At 72.0% G+C, this 18,375-nt stretch carries 22 protein-coding genes; 6 read left to right on the top strand and 16 right to left on the bottom strand.

Going from position 1 to position 18,375, the window contains the following annotated elements:
• Positions 1–29: 29 nt before the first annotated feature.
• The 3 genes from EJV46_RS12290 to EJV46_RS12280 are packed head-to-tail and all read left to right on the top strand — an operon-like array spanning position 30 to position 2,073.
• Positions 30–638, top strand: coding sequence for a hypothetical protein (locus tag EJV46_RS12290; RefSeq protein ID WP_131548944.1), 609 nt, complete (start codon positions 30–32; stop codon positions 636–638).
• 56 nt (positions 639–694) lie between these two features.
• Complete coding sequence (locus tag EJV46_RS12285; RefSeq protein WP_131548943.1) at positions 695–1,666, top strand: tripartite tricarboxylate transporter substrate binding protein; 972 nt, start codon at positions 695–697, stop codon at positions 1,664–1,666.
• Positions 1,667–1,677: 11 nt separating this feature from the next.
• Positions 1,678–2,073 carry a nuclear transport factor 2 family protein gene (locus EJV46_RS12280; protein WP_131548942.1) on the top strand — a complete coding sequence of 132 codons (396 nt, stop codon included), beginning with the start codon at positions 1,678–1,680 and terminating at the stop codon, positions 2,071–2,073.
• A 40-nt stretch (positions 2,074–2,113) separates the two neighbouring features.
• Here the strand turns inward: EJV46_RS12280 and EJV46_RS12275 are convergent, their stop codons facing one another.
• The gene (locus EJV46_RS12275; protein WP_131548941.1) at positions 2,114–2,437 is read right to left on the bottom strand and encodes an AzlD domain-containing protein; all 324 of its coding nucleotides are present in this window, start codon (positions 2,435–2,437) and stop codon (positions 2,114–2,116) included.
• Positions 2,424–3,104, bottom strand: coding sequence for an AzlC family ABC transporter permease (locus EJV46_RS12270; protein ID WP_165585497.1), 681 nt, complete (start codon positions 3,102–3,104; stop codon positions 2,424–2,426). Before EJV46_RS12270 ends, EJV46_RS12275 begins: the two co-directional genes overlap by 14 nt.
• 110 nt (positions 3,105–3,214) lie before the next feature.
• Here EJV46_RS12270 and EJV46_RS12265 point away from each other — a divergent pair, with 110 nt between their 5' ends.
• Positions 3,215–4,198, top strand: coding sequence for a tripartite tricarboxylate transporter substrate-binding protein (locus EJV46_RS12265; protein WP_131548939.1), 984 nt, complete (start codon positions 3,215–3,217; stop codon positions 4,196–4,198).
• A gap of 3 nt (positions 4,199–4,201) precedes the next feature.
• On the opposite strand, the gene EJV46_RS12260 is transcribed toward EJV46_RS12265, so the two are convergent.
• Together EJV46_RS12260 and EJV46_RS12255 are read right to left on the bottom strand one after the other, a co-directional pair.
• A complete protein-coding gene (locus EJV46_RS12260) occupies positions 4,202–5,068 on the bottom strand; it encodes a TIGR01459 family HAD-type hydrolase (protein ID WP_240782529.1) in 867 nt (288 codons plus the stop codon).
• Entirely contained in the window at positions 5,065–6,111 is a 1,047-nt protein-coding gene (locus EJV46_RS12255) for a quinone-dependent dihydroorotate dehydrogenase (protein WP_131548938.1), read from the bottom strand. Before EJV46_RS12255 ends, EJV46_RS12260 begins: the two co-directional genes overlap by 4 nt.
• 81 nt (positions 6,112–6,192) lie before the next feature.
• Between EJV46_RS12255 and EJV46_RS12250 the strand changes: the two genes are divergently transcribed.
• Positions 6,193–7,089: a DMT family transporter gene (locus tag EJV46_RS12250; protein ID WP_240782528.1), complete on the top strand. Its 897-nt coding sequence runs from the start codon at positions 6,193–6,195 to the stop codon at positions 7,087–7,089.
• Here the strand turns inward: EJV46_RS12250 and EJV46_RS12245 are convergent.
• From EJV46_RS12245 to EJV46_RS12230, 4 genes are read right to left on the bottom strand one after another with little or no spacing between them, the layout of a single operon-like run.
• Entirely contained in the window at positions 7,062–7,418 is a 357-nt protein-coding gene (locus EJV46_RS12245) for a DUF952 domain-containing protein (RefSeq protein ID WP_131548937.1), read from the bottom strand. The genes EJV46_RS12250 and EJV46_RS12245 overlap by 28 nt on opposite strands.
• A gap of 7 nt (positions 7,419–7,425) precedes the next feature.
• The gene (locus EJV46_RS12240; protein WP_131548936.1) at positions 7,426–8,049 is read right to left on the bottom strand and encodes a glutathione S-transferase family protein; all 624 of its coding nucleotides are present in this window, start codon (positions 8,047–8,049) and stop codon (positions 7,426–7,428) included.
• Positions 8,050–8,101: 52 nt separating this feature from the next.
• Positions 8,102–8,584, bottom strand: a complete 483-nt coding sequence (locus EJV46_RS12235; protein ID WP_131548935.1) for a cell wall hydrolase — start codon at positions 8,582–8,584, stop codon at positions 8,102–8,104.
• Positions 8,584–8,886, bottom strand: coding sequence for a hypothetical protein (locus EJV46_RS12230; RefSeq protein WP_131548934.1), 303 nt, complete (start codon positions 8,884–8,886; stop codon positions 8,584–8,586). The genes EJV46_RS12235 and EJV46_RS12230 overlap by 1 nt, the downstream gene beginning before the upstream one ends.
• Positions 8,887–8,931: 45 nt before the next feature.
• Between EJV46_RS12230 and EJV46_RS12225 the strand changes: the two genes are divergently transcribed.
• Positions 8,932–9,153 carry a hypothetical protein gene (locus tag EJV46_RS12225; protein ID WP_131548933.1) on the top strand — a complete coding sequence of 74 codons (222 nt, stop codon included), beginning with the start codon at positions 8,932–8,934 and terminating at the stop codon, positions 9,151–9,153.
• Positions 9,154–9,177: 24 nt separating this feature from the next.
• Here the strand turns inward: EJV46_RS12225 and EJV46_RS12220 are convergent, their stop codons facing one another.
• The 8 genes from EJV46_RS12220 to EJV46_RS12185 form a co-directional block, all read right to left on the bottom strand.
• The gene (locus EJV46_RS12220) at positions 9,178–10,311 is read right to left on the bottom strand and encodes a HoxN/HupN/NixA family nickel/cobalt transporter (protein ID WP_206020787.1); all 1,134 of its coding nucleotides are present in this window, start codon (positions 10,309–10,311) and stop codon (positions 9,178–9,180) included.
• Positions 10,312–10,385: 74 nt separating this feature from the next.
• Positions 10,386–11,810 (bottom strand): phage terminase large subunit, encoded by a 1,425-nt coding sequence (gene terL, locus EJV46_RS12215; RefSeq protein WP_131548932.1) that lies wholly within the window; start codon positions 11,808–11,810, stop codon positions 10,386–10,388.
• Positions 11,788–12,117 (bottom strand): hypothetical protein, encoded by a 330-nt coding sequence (locus EJV46_RS12210; RefSeq protein ID WP_131548931.1) that lies wholly within the window; start codon positions 12,115–12,117, stop codon positions 11,788–11,790. Before EJV46_RS12210 ends, terL begins: the two co-directional genes overlap by 23 nt.
• Positions 12,114–14,393, bottom strand: coding sequence for a hydrolase (locus EJV46_RS12205; protein ID WP_131548930.1), 2,280 nt, complete (start codon positions 14,391–14,393; stop codon positions 12,114–12,116). The genes EJV46_RS12210 and EJV46_RS12205 overlap by 4 nt, the downstream gene beginning before the upstream one ends.
• Positions 14,394–14,464: 71 nt before the next feature.
• Positions 14,465–14,905, bottom strand: coding sequence for a hypothetical protein (locus EJV46_RS12200; protein WP_131548929.1), 441 nt, complete (start codon positions 14,903–14,905; stop codon positions 14,465–14,467).
• On the bottom strand, positions 14,905–16,785 hold the full coding sequence (locus tag EJV46_RS12195) for a hypothetical protein (protein WP_131548928.1): 1,881 nt from the start codon (positions 16,783–16,785) through the stop codon (positions 14,905–14,907). The genes EJV46_RS12200 and EJV46_RS12195 overlap by 1 nt, the downstream gene beginning before the upstream one ends.
• A gap of 4 nt (positions 16,786–16,789) precedes the next feature.
• On the bottom strand, positions 16,790–17,359 hold the full coding sequence (locus EJV46_RS12190) for a hypothetical protein (protein WP_131549341.1): 570 nt from the start codon (positions 17,357–17,359) through the stop codon (positions 16,790–16,792).
• Positions 17,360–17,540: 181 nt separating this feature from the next.
• Positions 17,541–18,374, bottom strand: a complete 834-nt coding sequence (locus tag EJV46_RS12185; RefSeq protein ID WP_131548927.1) for a phage capsid protein — start codon at positions 18,372–18,374, stop codon at positions 17,541–17,543.
• Position 18,375: the final 1 nt, after the last annotated feature.

The raw sequence follows: 18,375 nt of genomic DNA, 5'->3' as shown, positions 1-18,375 counted from the left end.
AAGCGCCGGACACGCCCAAGGGAGAAGACATGCTGCCACGCCGCGCCCTGCTGATCCTGCCCGCCGCGCTCGGCGGCTGCGGCGGCTCCCCGCCGCCGCGCGTGGAAGGCCCGCCGATCTCCTATGCCTATCTGACGCAGATCCGCCTGGATGTCTCGGCCATCGAGACCGAGGACCGCAACCCCAGCCCTGGCCCCAACGATCTGGGCCGCACGCTCCAGCCCACGGCGGCGGAGGCCGTGCTGATCATGGGGCGCGATCGCCTGGCCGCCTTCGGCACGGAGAACCGCGCGCGATTCGCCGTCACCCGCGCGCAGATCCTGCGGGCGCGCGATTCAGGCCGCGTCGGCGTCTTCGCGGCCGATCCCGGCGAGCAGCTCACCTGCCAGCTCACCGCGCGGCTCGAGATCCTGGGCGAGAACGACCGCCGGCTGGGCTTCGCGGAGGCGCAGGCCCAGCGCTCGCAGACCGCCGGGAGCACGCCGAACGAGCGCCGGATCGCGGCGGAGTCCCTGCTTCGCCAGACGATGTTCGACCTGAACACGGAGTTCGAGTTCCAGATCCGCCGCGCGCTGCGCCCCTATCTCGTCGAGGGCACCGGCGCGCCCCCGCCCCCCGTCGGCCGCGAGGCCCTGTGAGGGCCGCCGGCTTCCTCTCCGCATAGCCACTTCCAAGAACGGAACGTCCCAGAACCATGAACATCGCCCGACGCGGCCTGCTGGCCGCCGCTGCCCTGGCCCCCTGCGCCGTCCGGGCGCAGCCCGCCTGGCAGCCCACCCGGCCGCTGCGCCTCATCGTCCCCTTCGCGCCCGGCGGCAGCACCGATGTCGGCGGCCGCCTAATCGCCGAGCGCATGGGCGAGACGCTGGGCCAGTCCGTGGTGGTCGAGAACCGGACCGGCGCCGGCGGCGCGGTCGGCGTGGAGGCCGCGGCCCGCAGCGCCCCGGACGGCTATACCATGCTGGTCGCCACCAACGGCGCCTTCACCCTGGCGCCGCATCTGGGCCTGATGCGCCAGGTGGACGTGCGGCGCGAGCTGGCGATGGCCTCGAAGATCTTCACCTCGGACGTGATCGTGGTGGTGAACCCCCGCCTCCCCGCCCAGACCATCGGCGAGTTCCTGGCCTATGCCCGCGCGCGCCCCGGGGCGCTCTCCTTCGCGACCTCGGGCGTGGGCTCCGGCACCCATATCTTCACTGAGCTCTTCATGGCCGTGGCGGGCATCCAGATGGTGCACGTGCCCTATCGGGGCTCGGGCCAGGCGATGGCGGATCTGGTGAACGGCACGGTGCAGGTGATGCTGGACCAGCCGGCCAGCTCCATCGCGCAGGTGCGGCAGGGCGCGATCCGCGCGCTGGCGACCAGCGGCGAGCGCCGCCTCGCCCTCCTGCCGGACCTGCCGACCTTCACGGAGGCGGGCCTCGCCGAGGCGACCTCGCAAAGCTGGGGCGCCATCGCGGTGCCCGCCGGCACGCCGCCGGCCGCGATCGAGCGCATCGGCGCCGCGGTGCGCGAGGCGGTATCGCATCCGCCGGTGGTCCAGCGCATGGCGTCGGCCGGCCTCGACGCGGTGGGCAGCACGCCGGCCGAGATGGAGGTGGTCATCGCGCGCGACTACGAGCGTTGGGGCCGGCTGATCCGCGAGCGGAACATCAAGGTCGATTGACGGATGGACGCATGAGCGGCGCGGCGCCGGCCGGCGAGGCGAGCCCACAGGCGGTGCTCGAACGCTTCGCGGCGAATTTCCAGACCCGGGACGCGGCCGCGCAGGCCGCGCTGTTCCGGCCGGATGCGACCTTCCTCGGCTCCTCGGTCCCGGGCCTGCTCCGCGGCCCGGAAGGCGCGCTCGGCTATTTCCGCGCCGCCTGGGCCGATGCGGCGCCGGGCCGCATGACCTGCGATCCCGTCTTCCAGCAGCCGGCGCCGGACGTGGTGCTGTTCTCGGCCATCTGCCGCCTCGTTCGGCCGGAGCGGACCGCGGTGCTGCGGGCGAATGGCACGGTGATGCGCGACGCCCAGGGCTGGCGCTTCGCGGATCTGCACGTCTCGGCCTCCCCGCCGCCACGAGGCTAGATCGTGATTCGCATCTCCGGCGCCTCCGCGCCTTCAATCATTACGCGTTAAAAAGCGCCGCCAGCGCCAGCGTCACGGCCAGGCCGCCCAGCACCGGCAGCGCCAGCCCGCCGCGCCAGAACAGGATCGAGACCGAGGCCGTCAGCCCCGCCCCGCGTGCCGCCAGCGGAATTTCGGCGAGGATCCCGCCCGGCGCCACCACGGCGGCCAGGACGAAGGCGGTCAGCGTGGCCAGCGAGACCGCGGCCGCCCAGCGCACGAAGGGATGGTCGGTCCGGAGGCGACCGGCGACCAGCAGCCCCGCGCCCCGCATCGCCGCGCAGCCCAGGATCAGCAGGAGGAGCGCGAGCTCAGCGTTGCTCAACGCGAAGGCTCCAGAGGAAGGCCGCGGTCCCGCCGACCAGCCCCGCGCCGAGCAGCGCCCAGGAGGCCGGCAGCAGCAGCACCAGCGGCGTCGCCGCCATGCCGCAGAGCACGGCGCGCCGGGCCGGCGCGAAGCGCGTCTCGCCCGCCAGGATCACGCCGAAATAGAGCGGGTTCACGAAGAGCAGCGCGGCGAGCACCCAGCCCTGCAGCATCGGCGCGATCACGAAGCCGAGCCAGGTGGAGAGGCCGGCCACCGTCCAGGAGGTCAGCGCGAAGCCGAGGAACCAGGTGAGCCGCTCCGGCACCGGCATCTGCGGCAGGCGGCGCATCGCCATGGCCCAGGGCGTCACCGCGATGAAGGGCAGCGCGAGGAAGCGCGCCGCCCCGCGCCCACCCAGCCAGGGGGCCAGCGCCACCGCCATGGGCAGGAAACGCGCATTGGCCGCCACGGCGCCGAGCACCGCCGGCAAAGGTCCGCCCGGCGCGCCGAGCGCCGCCAGCAGCACCATCTGCCCCGGCATGCCATAGACCAGCTGGGCCGCGGCCAAGGCCCAGCCGAGCCCGATCCCCGCCGCCTGCACCGCCGCTCCGAAGGCCAGGAAGGTGGTCGCCATGGCGAGCGCCGGCGCGCCCAGGGCCTCGCAGACGGCGGAGCGGAAGATCATGCCGCAGGATCGCCCCGGTGCAGGGGTTCGTCCAGACATGCGGGTGGCCTCCGCGCCGGGCGCCATGCATAGATGCGGCCAAGAATCATCACAGGGAGAAAGTGACGCCCATGACCGTCCTGCATCGCCGCGCGATCCTCGCGGCCGTCCCGCTGCTCGCCGCGCCGGCCCTCCTGCGCGCCCAGGCGCCCGTCGTGAACCGCACGGCGCGGATCCTGGCGGGCTTTCCCGCGGGCGGCACGGTGGACGTGGCCTGCCGCCTCTTCGCCGAGCGGCTGCGCGGCGTCTGGGCGCCGCAGGTGGTGGTGGAGAACCGGGTCGGCGCCACCGGACGGCTGGCCATCGAGGAGCTGATCCGCTCCGAGCCGGACGGCACCAGCCTCCTCGTCACGCCGGCCAGCATGGTGACGATCTACCCGCACCTCTACGGCAACCGCCTCCGCTACAGCCCGATGACGGACATGCAGGCGGTGACGCCGGTGGTGATCTATCCCTTCGCCATGGCGGTCGGCCCTGCGGCGCCGAACGTCGCGAACCTCGCCCAATTCATCGAGCTCGCGAAGTCGCGCAACGGCATCTCCTATGCCTCACCGGCCGCCGGCTCGGTGCCGCATTTCACCGGCGTGATGCTGGCCCGCGCGGCGGGAATTGAGCTGACCCACCTGCCCTATCGCGGCGCCGCGCCGGCCATCACCGATGCCATCGCCGGCCAGATCCCGGCGACGATCAACGTCATCGGCGACCAGGTGGAGCACCATCGCGGCGGCCGGCTGAAGATGATCGCGGTGTCCAGCGCGCAGCGCGTGCCGCGCTTCCCGGAGGTCGCGACCTTCGCGGAGCAGGGCTATCCCGACCTGACGGCCGACGAGTGGTTCGGCGCCTTCCTGCCGGCCCGCGCGCCGGCCTCGCTGGTGCAGGCGCTGAACGCCGCGCTGGTGGCGGCGGCCGGCAATGCCGAGCTGCGGCAGAACCTGGAAGCGCGCGAGTTCGCGGCGATCACGAGCTCCAGCGCGGAGTTCGCGGCGCGCATCCAGCGCGAGACCACCAAATGGGGACCGGTCGTGCAGGAATCCGGCTTCAGGCCGGAGGACTGAGGCCTACCAGCGCAGGCTGCGCAGCGCGGCGATCGGCGCCACTTTCTCCTCCGCCGCCACCTCGAAGAGGTAAGCCGGCGAGGGGTCCGCCCCATGGGCGTCCGCCGCGAGGCCCGTGAGCGCCCACAGGCTGTCGATGCCCGCCGCCTGCGCGCCGGCCAGGTCGGTATGCGGGGTATCGCCCACCGCGATCACCCGGCTGCGGTCGGCCAGCTCCAGCATCTCCATCACCGGCCCGTAGACGGCCGGGTCAGGCTTGCCGACCTCGAAGATGTCGCCGCCCCATTCGGCATAGACATCGGCGAAGGCGCCGGCGCAGATCAGCCGCTCGCCCCCCACCATCACCGCGCGGTCGGGGTTCACGCAGACCATCGGCAGGCCGGCCCTGAAGCAGGCCTCCAGCAGGTCGCGGTAGGGCTCGACCGACTTCGACTTGCGGTCGGGATCGGGGCCGGTGTTGAGGAGGAAGTCGGCCTCCTCCGGCGTGGCCACGAGCTCGGCCGCGCCGTCCTCGACCACGGAGAGGTCGCGCTCCGGGCCGATGTGGAAGGCCTTGCGGCCCAGCTTCTCGAACCAGGGCTGGTCGCGCTTGTGCAGCCAGCGCCAGGCCACCTCGCCCGAGGAGATGATGCCGTCATAGAGGCCGCGGTCGATCTCCATGCGGTCCAGCATGCCCTGGATGAACCAGGAGCGGCGCGGCGCATTGGTGAGGAAGACGACCTTCTTGCCGCGCGCCTTCAACTCGCCCAGGCAATCCACCACGCCGGGATAGGGCTGGCGCCCGTCATGCACGACGCCCCAGAGATCGAAGACATAGCCGTCATAGCGATCAGCGATCGGGGCGAGGCTCTCGAGGATGGGCAGGCTCATGCATCGGTCCCTACCGCGTCCGCGACGTAGGCGAAACCGTCCCGCTTCAGCAATCTGGAAAGTTCACGCTTGATCTTGCCGACCAGCGCCGGGCCGCCATAGGCGAAGCCGGTGTAGAGCTGCACCAGCGAGGCGCCGGCCCTGATCTTGCGATAGGCCTGGGCGCCCGAGGAGACGCCGCCAGCGCCGATCAGCACGAGGCGCCCGGCGGTGATCCGCCACGCGCGCGACAGCATCTCCGTCGAGGGCTCGAAGAGCGGCGCGCCGGACAGACCGCCAATCTGGTCCTTCAGGGGCGAGCGCAGGCTCCCGGGCCGCGCCACGGTGGTGTTGCTGATGATGAGCCCCGCCACGCCGGCGGCCACGCAGACCTCGATGATGGGCTCCAGGGCTTCCTCCGCGAGGTCGGGCGCCAGCTTCACCAGCACGGGCTTGCCGACTGTCGGCGGGGCGACGGCGGCGAGGATGGCGGCCAGCCGCTCCTCGCCCTGCAGGTCGCGCAGGCCCGGCGTGTTGGGCGAGGAGACGTTGATGGTCACGTAATCCGAATAGGGCGCGACCGAGGCGCAGAGGCCCGGATAGTCGCGCTCCGGATCCGCGCCCTCCTTGTTCACGCCGACATTGGCGCCGAGCACGGCGGGCAGCGGCCGCTCCAGATGCTTCAGGCGCAGCAGGTATTCGTGCAGCCCGGCATTGTTGAAGCCCATGCGGTTGATGACCGCCTTGTCCTCCGTCAGCCGGAAGAGGCGCGGGCGCGGATTGCCCTCCTGCGGCCGGGGCGTGACGGTGCCGGCCTCCACGAAGCCGAAGCCCAGCCGCATGAGCGGCAGGATCGCGGTCGCGTCCTTGTCGAAGCCTGCGGCGAGGCCGATCGGGTTGGAGAAGTCCAGGCCCAGGGCGCGGGTGGCGAGATTCGGCGCGTCGGGCCTGGAGTCGCGGCCGGCCAGCCCCATCGCGAGGCCCTTGAGGGCCAGCCGGTGCGCCAGTTCGGCGTCGAGGCCGCGCATCAGCGGCATGAGGGCGGAAGCGAGGAGGGGGGTCATGGCAGGCCCTGGATAGGGCAGATCGCGCCGCGTTGACAGGCGGGGCCTCCGCGGCGACACCGGTTCCACACGGCAAGGAACATGATGGTGCGCGGCCCGCTGCTGCTCATGGCAGGCATCGGCCTGTTCGGCCTGCTGGACGCCAACAGCAAGCTGCTCGCGGGCAGCTTCTCGGCCTCGCAGACGATCTTTCTCCGCTACGCCGTGCTGCTGGGGCTGCTCCTTGCGGCCCGGATGCTGGTGCGCGGAGCGGGCGGGAAGCTCGGGACCCGTCACCCCTGGCTGCATCTCACCCGGGCCGTGTCGATGCTGGGGGCGGGCACCCTGTTCTTCCTGGCCTTTCGCCACCTGCCGCTGGCCGACGGCTACCTGATCTTCTTCACCGCGCCTTTCCTGACGTTGATCGCCGCGGCGGTGTTCCTGAAGGAGCGCATCCCCGGCGCGGCCTGGATCTGGTCCGTCGTGGGCTTCCTGGGCGTGCTGACGGCGCTGGCGCCGCAGCTCGGCGAGGGCCGCGAGGGCAGCCTCTTCGGCTTCGCCTGCGCGACGCTGGGCACGCTCTGCTACACCACGAACATCACCATCAACCGCAGCCTGCGAGGCGAGAGAGGGGTGGCGCGGCTGGTGCTCTGGCCCGGGATCGTGGGCGGGGCCGCGACGGCGCCCTTCGCCGCCTGGCACTGGGCGGCGCCGACGGCGCTGCAATGGACCCAGCTCCTGGTGAACGGGGTGCTGGCAGGCGCCGCGACGGTGTGCCTGGCGCTGGCCTTCCGCGTGGCCACGCCGGCGCGGCTCGCGCCCTTCGAGTTCATCGCCCTGCCCTGGGCTGTCTCGTTGGATTATCTGATCTTCGGCAACGCGCCGAGCCTGCCCGTCATCGCCGGTGGCGCGGTCGTGGTGATGGCCTGCGTGATGAGCGAGCGCGCGGTGGGGCGCGCAGCCCGGCGGGTTCAGGGAATCCCGGCCGGGAACGCGTGACGCCCATCCGCGCCGAGCGGCACGTGGACGGCACGGCGGACGGCGGCAAGGGGCAGCGGCGCATAGAGATGCGGGAAGAGGCCGGGCCGGCTGCCGCCGGCGGCGGGCTCCCAGCGCAGCGCCTCACCGAGCGCGGCGGCCTCGGCCTCGATCATCCAGAGGTCGGCCTCGCCGGCGCGGTGCTTCGCCGCGCTGGCCCGGAGCTGGGCGGCGCCGGAGAAATGCAGGAAGCCGTCGCGCCGGTCGTCGGCGCTGCCGTGATAGGCACCGGCGGATTCGGCCGCGCGCCAGTCCTCGCCGCGGACGAGGGTGTAGATCAGCGGTTCCATCACCGGGTCAGGCGGCGGCCTCGCGGGCCAGCACCGTCTTCACGGCGGGCCGCGCCTGCATGCGGGCATAGTGGTCGGACACGCGCGGGAGGCGGGAGAGGTCCACGCCGTCGCCCGCCGCCCAGCGGGTGACGACGAAGAGATAGGGGTCGGCGACCGTGAAGGCCTCGCCCATCGCCCAGGGGCCCTTCAGCATCCGCTCCTCGATCAGCTCGAAGCAGGCGGTCATGGTCTGCGGCACCTTTCGCTTCATGTCGGCGATGGAGGAGACCTCGTCGGCCCAGCGCGGGCCGCGCCCCTTATGCGCATGCGCGACATGCACGGTGGAGCAGAGATAGCTGTTGAAGGCCTGCAGCTCGGCGAAGGCGAAGGGGTCGTCCAGCGGCGCCAGCCTTTTCTCCGGGAAGCTCTGGGCGAGGAAGGCGAGGATGGCCGGCGTCTCGGTGAGAATGCCGCGGGGCGTCACCAGGGCCGGCACCCGCGCCTTGGGGTTGAGCGCGAGGTAGTCCGGCGACTTCTGCTGCTCCGCGCCGAAGTTCACGCGCTTGGCCTCGTAGGGCGCGCCGATCTCCTCCAGCGCGACATGCGAGGCGAGGGAGCAGGCATTGGGCGAGTAGTAGAGCGTGAGCATGTGGGGCCGCCATTGTCCGGGGCCGGAACCATCCCCGATCCGGGCCGCGCCGTCACCCCTCCAGCCGGTAGAAGGCGAGGCCGCCGCACTCGGCCGTGGGCACGCGGCCCAGCGCCCAGCCCGGCTGGCGCGCCGCGTCATGCCAGTGCAGCGCCTGGCCCGTCACGTCGCGCAGCGCGCCGGACAGCGCCCGCGCCGCCACGCGGCGGCAGACCGCCAGCGCCGGATCGCCCTCGGGCGGCTGCGCGAAGCGGACATGGTCCGGATGGCGCGAATGCCGCACCTGGAACTGGAAGGGCGCGCGCAGCACGGCAATCAGCGCGCGCGGCAGGGTCGCGGGCGCCGCGCCGCCGGCGAAGCGCAGCCGCGCCTCCTCCGAAGCCAGCGCGGCGCGCGCGCGGTTCATGGCCAGCGAGGCCAGCGCCTCGACGGCGCGGACCGGACGATGGCCGGCCTCGGCGTAGAGGATCCGGGCCAGAAGCTCCTCGGCGGCGGCGCCGGCGGTGATGCGGGTGGGGTCGGGCTGCATCCTCATCAATCCTTCTCCTGCCGGCGCCGGACCTCGCCCAGCTTGTTCTCGATGCGGATCAGCTGCTCCGTCAGCCGCCGGTCCACGTCGCGGATGAGCGAGAGCGGCACGTAGGTGCGCGCCACCTCCAGCTTGAAGGCGGCCAGCTCGTCGCGCGTGCGGCTGAGCCCGTCGACCTGGCGCAGGTCGCCGCGGTCGATGCGATCGAGGTCGCGCTTGATGCCGTGCACCAGCCAGTAGAGGGCGCCGACGATCGGCGCCTGGGCGGCGTTGAGCCACCACAGGGGGGTGGGGTCGGTCGGATCCATGGAGCCTCCTTGGGGCTGCGCCGCGGCGCGTGGTAAAGGGCGGGAATGTGGAACGAGCCCTATCTCGAGACCTGCTGCCGCTCCGCGCTGCACCGGCTGACGCTGGTGCGGGGGCACGGCCGCCCGGCCGGGCTCGCGGACGAGCCCTGCCTGCGGCGGCTGGGGGAGATGGGATTCGCGCGTCAGCGCGCGGATGGGCGGTTCGAGATCACGGCGGCCGGACGCGGCCGGCACGCGAGCGAGATCCTGAAGCGGCCCGCGGCGTGACCTGAGAGGCTTCAGCCCCGGAAACTACCCCACAAGGGAAGACACGCCCTGGCCCCTGTCAGTCCGGGGCGGAGCGCCCGGCTGCGACGTCTCGACCTGAAGCCGGTCGTAGCCCTTCGCGCGATACACGACGACCGAGACGATCCAGCTCACCACGAAGATGCCCACGACGATGAAGCCGAAATTCGCCAGATCCTCGCTGAGGCTCGCGATGAAGTCCCAGAAGCCGCCTTCGAGGCCGAGCTTCTCGCTGATCAGCCCCAGCGCGCCCACGCCGCCGATGAAGAGCGCGACGACCACCGAGGCCGCCGTGATGGTCAGGTTGTACCAGAGCTTGCGCATCGGATGGACGAAGGCCCAGCCATAGGCGCGCGTCATCAGCACGCTGTCGGCCGTGTCCATCAGCGACATGCCGGCGGTGAAGAGCGCCGGGAAGACCAGGATCGTCCAGATCGACATCCCCTGCGCCGCCTGCGTGGCCGAGATGCTGAGCACCGCGATCTCGGTGGCCGTGTCGAAGCCCAGGCCGAAGAGGAAGCCGACCGGGTACATGTGCCAGGAGCGCGAGACGACCCGGAACAGCGGCCGGAAGATCCGCGCGATCAGCCCGCGCCCGGCGAGCAGCATGTCGAGGTCCTCGTCCACGATCCTCTCGCCCCGCCGCGCCCGGCGGAAGGCGGCCCAGACGCCGCGCAGGACGATGAGGTTGGCGAGGCTGATCGCCAGCAGGAAGGTCGCCGAGACGGCCGTGCCGATGACGCCACCGATGGTGTGGAACTGCTCCATCTCGTCCTGCAGCGCCGCCGCCGTCGCGGCGATCGCGAGCGTCGCCAGGATCACGATGCTGGAATGGCCCAGCGAGAAGAAGAACCCCGCCGAGATGGGTGCCTTGCCCTCCTGCATCAGCTTGCGGACCACATTGTCGATCGCCGCGATGTGGTCGGCGTCGAAGGCATGGCGCAGGCCGAGCATATAGGCGAGCACGGCCGTGCCGAAGAGCGTCGGCCGGTCGGCGAAGGCGATCCAGGCCCAGGCCCAGGCCGCGAGGTTGAAGGCGATCAGGACCGCGAAGGTCAGGCCGGCCTTGAGCCGGACGCCGGACGGCCGGTCGTCGAAGGGATTGGGAAGCACGCTTTCGTCCCTGGAATGACGGGTCATCACAACCTCGCCAAAGTGATTACGGGCTATGGGGCTGTTTGAGAATTCCCGCGGGGCGGCATTTTCCGGACGAATCACCTGGCCCCCCGCCAGGACGGTGCGACCGCCCGTGGCAGGGCCGGCATCCGCACCGCCTCGGCCAGGATGCAGCCGGAGACCGCGTCGAGCGCATCGTCGCGGGCGCCGCGCGCCTCGGGCCGCCACTCGGCCATCTCGCGCGCGAAGCTGGTCCGGAACACGCTCTCATGGGCATGGAGCCGGCGCGCCGCCAGCAGCGGGTCGAAGGCGGCGAGGATGCGCTCCGCCTTGGCGCGGTGGCTGGTGTGCTCCACCACGGCGCAGGCCGCGCCCGCCCGCGCCATCTCCCGCTTCAGCAGCGCGGGCAGGAAGCGCCCGAGCCCGTTGGTCTCCACGCGCAGCGCCGGCAGGTGCAGCTCGCGCGCGAGCTCGGCCACCTGGCGGCACTGCTGCGTCGCCGGATCCTCCGGGGCGTCGGCGCGCTGGGTGATCCAGGCGAGGCGGTGCAGGTAGTGCCCACCCTCCCCGTCCGTATAGGTCGCGGCCAGCACCGAGCCGTCGCCGGCCTCCGGACGCCCGAAGGAGGGATCCCAGAAGCCGCCGCCCGAGACCATGCGCCGGCCCAGCAGCCAGAGCTGCGCGTGGCCGTTGGCCTCGCGATACTCCGTCTCCTCGGGATAGCGCAGCAGCAGCGCGGGATCGAGCCGTGCCGCATCCGCCGCGATGGGCTGGAGCAGCATTTGCCGCGCGAAATGCAGCGGGCCGACGCGATGGCGCAGCGCCGCGATGGCCTCCCCGGAAAAGCGTTCGGGCCAGGCGCTCGCGCCCCGCGCATCCTCGATCGGCACCTCGAGCCGCCGGTAGCCGGCCAGGAAGGCGTCGCCGCCGCGATACAGGCTCTCCTCCGTGTGCGGCGTGCCGACATAGAGGATGGTCCCGCCCGGCGTCAGCACGAATTCCGTCTCGGCCAGCCGCTCGCGCAGGTCGAGCCGCTTGCCCGGCGTGTCGCAATTGCCCGCGACCTCGACGTCGTCGCAGATCACCAGCTCCGCCCGCGCGCCGGTGATGTTGCCCTGGAGCCCCTGGGCGAGCATCGAGGGATCGCGCAGCGCGCCCGGCCGCGCGACGGTGAAGCGGTCGGCGGCCCAGGCCTCGTCGCCCTCCGGAAGCAGGGACGCGCAGAGCGGATGCCGCTCGATGATCCGGCGCACATGCCCGACCATCTTGCCCGCCAGCGACTGCTCCGCCGCCAGGACCAGGATGCGCAGCTCCGGCCGCCGGTACAGGGACCAGGCGCAGAAGAGCCCGATCAGCGTGGATTTGCCGCAGCCGCGGAAAGCCATGAGCAGCAGGCGCCGGGACGGCGCCTCGCCCTCGATCCAGCGCAGGATCCGGCGATGGACGGCGGGCGTGGACTGGCCCTGGAGTCGGTTCCAGATCCAGACGAATTCCAGGAGGTCAGCCGCTGTCTCGGTCGTCATCGGCGGGCGTCTCCTCCCTTTCCGCGCTCATGTCGCGCCGCATCTCCCCAAGGAGCGCCTGGACCTCGTCGAGCCGCTTCGCTTTCTCCCCGTCGTCGCCGGAAAGCTTCATGATGTGCTCGATATGCGAGAGTGCGGTCTTGCCCGCCGCGTGCCGGGCGGTGAAGGTTTTAGGGTCGTCGTTGGTCTCGTCGGCCTCGCGCGAGCGGCGCAGGAACTCCATGTAGTCGGCCAGCACCGCGTCGAAGGCGCGGTCGAATTCCGCCTCCTTGCCGGCCGCCGCCCCGCCCTTCCAGGACCGCCTCAAGACTTCACCACCCGCACGCGCACCGTGCCTCCATTCAGGTTCACCTCCGCGCCCGTGCGGTTCCAGGCGGTGACGGTCACCATGTCCTGCGCGCCGATCTGGGCGAGGAAGATGACGCCCGAGGTGGAGAGGCTGAAGGCCGCCTGCGCGAAGTCGCCCGGCCGCGCGCCGTTCAGCGCGACGCTGAGCTGCGCCGTCGCGCCGGCGGCGATGGCCGGCGGATCCCAATCGGCCTCGGCCTTCAGCTCACGCGTGCCGTGCCGCAGGTCCGGCAGGCCGTAGAGGAGCGGCGGCGAGACGGAAGGATCCGTCGAAAGACGCATCGCGCGCACCTCGTAATCCGTGCCGATGCGCGCCACGCCGATGATGGCATAGGCCACGGCGGGCTCCAGCCGCAGGACCTGCAGGCGGGTGAGGTCGGCGTCCGTCATGTCGGCCGAGCCCTGCCACCAATGCGCGGCTGCGTTCCACGCCATCGACATGCCGGAGGCGCGAACGAGCTGGCCCGCGGCGTCGGTCAGCAGGTTCATCGCGCCGTCGAAGCACTGCACGACGAGGCGCGGATTGTCGGCATCCACCGAGAGCGCGAATTCCCGCGCGCGGCGCGTGTCGACGACGAAGCCCAGGCCCCGGCCGCCGGGCAGGACCACGCCGCGGCTGGTCAGCACATAGTCCTCGAGGCCGGGAAAGGCGAAGTCCGCCAGCGTGGCCGCGCCGGTCACGTTGCTCGAGAGGCAGGCCAGCTTGTCGAAGCCGGTCTGCGAGGCGTTCCAGCGGAAGGCGGCCGCCCGCAGGCTGGGCACGCTGGCGATCTCGCGGGTGAATTCGCGATGCGCCGCGGCCTGGTGCAGCCCGCGCACCACCGCCCCGACCCGCGTCGAGGCCGCGCCGTAGAGCACGTCCACCAGATAGCCCTGGCTCGCCCAGGCGATCTCGTAGACATGGTCCTGCGCATTGCCGGTATGGAAGGCGGCATGGGGCGAGCAGCCCTCCATCCGCATGCCATAGGCCAGGACCGCGCGGCTGCTCACCTCCGAGAGGAAGGGCACGCCCAGGATCGCCGGCCGGTCGCGCGCCTGGAGCTCGAAGGCCGGGCCGAAGAAGACGTGGCGGTTATGCGCGACATAAGCCCCGGGCGCGGCGGAGAAGCGGATGCCGTAACGGCTCAGCGTCGGGTGAAGCGCGCTCGCCACCGCGAAATGGCCGCCATGGTAGCGCACCGAGGTGTTCCAGGCGGCGGCGGTCTGGCAATGGATGTCGAGGCCGATGCAGTTGTTGACGATGCGGCCGAGAGAGAGGTTGCTGTCCTCGAAGCCGCGCTCCACGCCCAGCGTGCGGATGCCGATCGTGAAGCCCTCGACATGGCGGATCTCGATCGTGCTGGAATCCATGTTCCGCAGGACGACGCCGATGTCGCCGAAGTCGGTCCAGTCGCTGACCGCCGCGCGCACCACGCGGAGGCCCTGGTAGATCTTGGTGGCGTTGCGCACCGCGCCGCCATCGCCGATGGTCAGCGCCGCCTGCCCGCCCGCGCCCGCATAGAGCAGGCTGCCCTGCATGGTGAGGCCGACGGCGCCGCCGGGCAGCATCAGCGGCATGGTGGTGCGGAAGGTGCCCTCGCCGATCAGCAGGTGGCGGCCCGTCGAGCCGGCGGCATTCATCGCCGCCTGGAGCGCGGGGCCGTCATCGGCGATGCCGTCGCCCACCGCGCCGAAGTCGCGCGCCGTCAGTGTCTCGGCCAGCTTGTCCTCCACGCTGCGCGGGATCGCGCCCGGATAGACGGCGGCCACCGTGCCGGTGCGGCCATAGACGGTGACCTCGCCCGTGGAGTCGAAGCCGAGCAGCTTGTCCGCCCGCGCCTCGCGCAGCGGCAGCACCATGCCGGACGGCGGCTCCGACAGGTCGAGGCGGATCGCGCCCGCGGCGCCGTCGCGCACCTCCTGCAGCGAGGCGACCTGCTGGTCCAGCTCGTCGTTCAGCGTGGCCGCGCGCAGCACGCCGTTGGACTGGAAGTCGGTGACGCGCGCGACGGGCAGCCGGCGGAGGAGGGTGAGGTCCGTGCCCGCCGCCGGCGCCTCGGCGAAGCGGATCGTTCCGCCGGAGGAGTTGCCGGCGCCCTGGACGGTGAAGCCGAAATCCGACGGCACGCCGTCGCGCAGCAGGGCAATGTCGCCGGCATCGAAGATCGGAAAGGGATAGGTGAATTCCGCCTGCAGGCCGTCGGCGACGTAGTGCACGCGCGGCGCGATATCGCCGATGCGGATGTGCTCGGACATCGTTTACTCCGGGAGATCGAGGGGATGGGACACGCGACTCGGTCGGGCGGTGCGCGCGCTGTCAGGGGGCATCAATCCAAGAGATTGCGCAGGGCGCTGCCGAAGCTCGGCACCGCGCGCAGCGCCGTGGTGAGCGTGCCGTCGGGGTTCAGCAGGGAGGAGCGGCCCGAGGCGAGACGCGCGCGGAAGATCGCGTCGCTGTCGGCCTGGCCGGCGGCCGCGTCGGCCCGCAGCCCCTCCGTCACCGTCGCGGCCGAGCCGCCATTGGTGGAGAGCCCTCCGGCGGCGATGCGCGCCCGCGCGGAGGCGACCGTGCGCGCCACCTGCTCGCCGCGCGCGCGCTGCTCGGCCTGCTGCTGCAGCGTGAGCTGCTGCTGGCGCGCGGTCTCCTGCTGCTGCGAGAGCTCGACCTGCGCGCGCTGCGTGGTTGCGCTCTGCTGCGCGGCGCGGTTCTGCGTGTAGAGCCCGATGCCGGCCGAGGCGAGCGTCGCGAGGGAACCCAGGGAGGCCATCAGTCGGTCGTCCTCATGTCGGTGGTGACGGAGAGCAGGATGAGCGGCAGCGGCGCGTCGCCGGCGATGCGCCAGAGCGGCCGCATCGCATCGCGCCGCCAACCCAGCGCCGAGAGCCGCACGTCACCGCTGAAGCGCGGCGGCGGTGCGTCGAGCAGCGGCGTGTCCAGCCGACGGAAGGAGACGGGCGAAGGCCCGCGGCCGAGATCGACGTCGAGCGCCGAGGTCTCCAGCAGCCGGAAGCCCACAGAGACCAGCCGCAGCGGCGCCGAGCGCGCGCCGGCCGCGGTGAACATCTCGGGCGGCAGCGGCTCGATCTCATGGGTGAAGCGCAGGCCGACCTGCACGGCATGCGCCGGCGGGTCGATGCCCACCGCGCCCTGGGAGACCAGCGCGTCGTCGCGCGGCGCGCCGTCGGCGAGGATCCCGACGGTCGAGCCTTCCAGATGCGAGAGGCCGCTCCAGCGGTCCTGCGGCGCGCCGCTCGTCCCCTCCAGCGCGGCGTCGAGGCCGAAGCCGGGCTCGAAGCGCTCCAGCCGGGTGCTGCCGCCGCGCTCCACCGTCACGAAGACGCGCCCGTCCAGCTCGGCCACGGCGCGGAAGGCGCCGTTCGTCTGCTGCAGGGTCCAGGCCGTCACCTCCTCCTGGCGGAAGAGGGTGAGCGTGGCCATGCCGCCATCCTCCATGACCACGTGCAGCAGCCGCTGCGCCTGGTCGTAGGCCATGGACACCGGATTGCGGAGGAGGTGCTGCGCCACCATGCCGAGGTCGTTCGACTGATAGGCCTGCTGCACGTCGGTATAGGCGAATTCGTGGATCGCCCTGCCGCTCCGGGCGGCGAAGATGGTGCTGCCGTCGACATCCACCGGCTGGATCATCCGCGTGGGGCTGCTGCCGATGCGCGTCTGCCGGTGGAGCTGGATCGACGACGGCGTGAGCGGATCGCCCGTGACCATCCATTCGCCGCCCGTGGTGAAGACCTGGAGATGCCGGCCGGAGAAGACGGCGCGGATCGCGTTCACCTGGTCCGAGAAGAGGCCGAACTCGATCGCCTGGTCGTCGAGGCCCGTGCCCTTGTCGAAGTCGAAGAGCGAGCCGGAGCGCGAGAGCCAGAGCCGGTTCGGCAGGTCGCGCGAGCCGCCGATCACGAGCCGGTCCTGATGGAAGCAGGCGGTCACGGGAAACCCCCTGACCCCGCTGAAGACCCCCTCCTCCCAATCGGTGCTGGCCGCCGTGTCCGGCAGGTCCTCCGCGAGGGTGAGCGTCGCCTGCGTCGCGGAGGCGACGCCCGTGACCGTCGCCGGCCTGCCCCGCAGCCGGAAGGCCGAGTGGAGCTGCGCCGCCGCGAAGACCGGGCCCGAGGCCGTGACCGTCACGCTGCCCGAGCTTCCCCCCGGCGTGAGCGTGACGTCGGCCGGCGCGAAGCGGTAGGTCGGCGCCCTCACCCAGTTCCAGCCAGCCAGCGTCCAGGCGGTGTGGCTCGTCCGCGTCAGCCGCTGCGGCGGCAGATCCGGGTGGCAGACGAGCAGCGTGTCCGCGCTCTGCGTGAAGGACAGGCCCGGGAGCTGCCAGCCCGCCCAGGGGCCGACGCCCTGCGCGACCTGCGCGTCGTCCAGGAAGACGCGGAAGGCGCCGGCGGTGAAGACGAGCAGGTAGGTCTGCTCGGTGTTGAACTCGAAGGCGAGCAGCCGCGCGGGGCCCGGCAGGCTCGCGACATGGCGCAGCCCCGGCCGGCGCGTCACGCCGCCGGTAGGCTGGATGAAGACGTTGCGCAGGCGGCGGGCGCCGTTGGCATAGGCGCGCAGGTCGCCGCGGCCGAGCAGCTCGGGCGCCAGCTCGCCCGCGGTGAAGTTCGCCTTGATCTGGCGGGAGGCGGCCATGGCTTCAGCCCCGCGCCTGGATGAGCGGGAAGCCGTCGATCGCGCGCGTGGTGGCCTGCTGGCTGTCCGCACGGCGCGCGGCGCGCAGCTCGCCCTCGGCCTGGTCGAAGAGCATGCTGGCGCGCGTGCTGCTCTCCGTGAGCGGGATGCAGAACTCGGCGGAGAGGCGCGCGACCAGCGCGGCGGCGAAGAAGGCCGGAAAGGTGCTCTCGTCGGGCCGGAAGATGTAGGTGAGCGTCACCTGCGCGGCATGGGCGTGCAGGCGGTCCTCCAGCAGGCGATAGGGCAGCCCGCGCCCCGCGCCCGGCGCGCCCGCGGAGAGCGCGCGGAGGAAGCCCGCCGGAAGCTGGAAGGCGTGCTGGAAATCGGCCGTGGGCTGGGCCGCGAGGCGCGGCAGCGTGGCCTGGCCGGTCGCGAAGCTCCAGGGGTGCAGGGAGAGCAGCGCATCGCGCGTGCCGGCGTAGAGACCGGAGGCGATCTCGGCCTCGGCCGTGCCTTCGTCCAGCGAGGCGATGGCCTGCGCGCCGATGCGCAGCAAGGCCCGCGTGCAGAGCTCGAGCGCGGTGAGCGCCATGGGGAAGACCTCCGAGGGGGAACGGGAAAGGGCGGCACGGAGGAACCCGCGCCGCCCGACAGCGCGCTTCATCAGGAAGTGGCGCTCGTCACAAGAATCCGGCCGCAAAGCGGCCGGCGCCGCCCACTCAACCTTCCGACTGGCGCACCAGTGGGCGCGGCGCCTGAGGGCGGCGAAAGACTCATTCCTTGCAGCGCATCCGCACCACGCCCGCGTCGTCGACCAGGCAACTTCCCTGGCTCATCATGCTGTTGACGAAATGCGCGGCGCGGTCGCCATGCCAGGTCACGTCGGTCGTGATCTCGGCGCCGACGCCGTGGCCGATCGCGGTCCTGTGGTAGAAGTAGCAGCTGCGGATCGTGCCGGTGAGGGTCAGGCCGGTATGCGGAATCCAGGTCGCGCCCAGCCAGCGCTTGGCCTGCGTGCCCTTCCAGGGCAGCTCGTCGGAGCCGATGTATTCGGCGTTCGAGAACTCCTGCAGGGTCAGCAGCTCGGACCACTGCTTCCAGCCGACGACGGCGTAGCGATGCCCGTCATCCGGCACCTCCATCGCGCCCAGCATCTCGAAGGCGAGCAGGACCTTGGCGCGCGTCAGGCCGTCATTGTCGGTCTGGCCGGACTGCGTGCCCACCGCCTCGCGCGTGCCGAGGTCGAGCGCCGCGATGATCATCTCGTCGGTCTTGCGGCCGAGGGCGTAGGCGCCGGAGGCCGCCAGCACGGCGAGCTCGTCGGCATTGGTCTTCAGCTCGTCGAGCTTGTCGATCCAGTCGCCGGCGTAATGGTCGGCGAGGAAGCATTCCACCGCGGAGTATTCGAGGTTCATCACCGGCACCACGCCGTTGCGCGACTTGGAGGTCGCGGTGCCGCGACCGACGCGCTGGAAGACGGTGCTGGCGCCCTTGATGTCGGACTTGCTGCGCACGGTGGGGCGCAGCTTGGAGCCCTGCCGCTGATAGGCGAGGTGAACCTCGGCCTGGTACTGCTTGACGAAAGCCTGGTCGATGGAACCGGACATC

Source organism: Roseococcus sp. SYP-B2431 (assembly GCF_004336745.1).
Lineage (GTDB): Bacteria > Pseudomonadota > Alphaproteobacteria > Acetobacterales > Acetobacteraceae > Roseococcus.
This window is presented reverse-complemented; position numbering and strand designations above follow the sequence as displayed.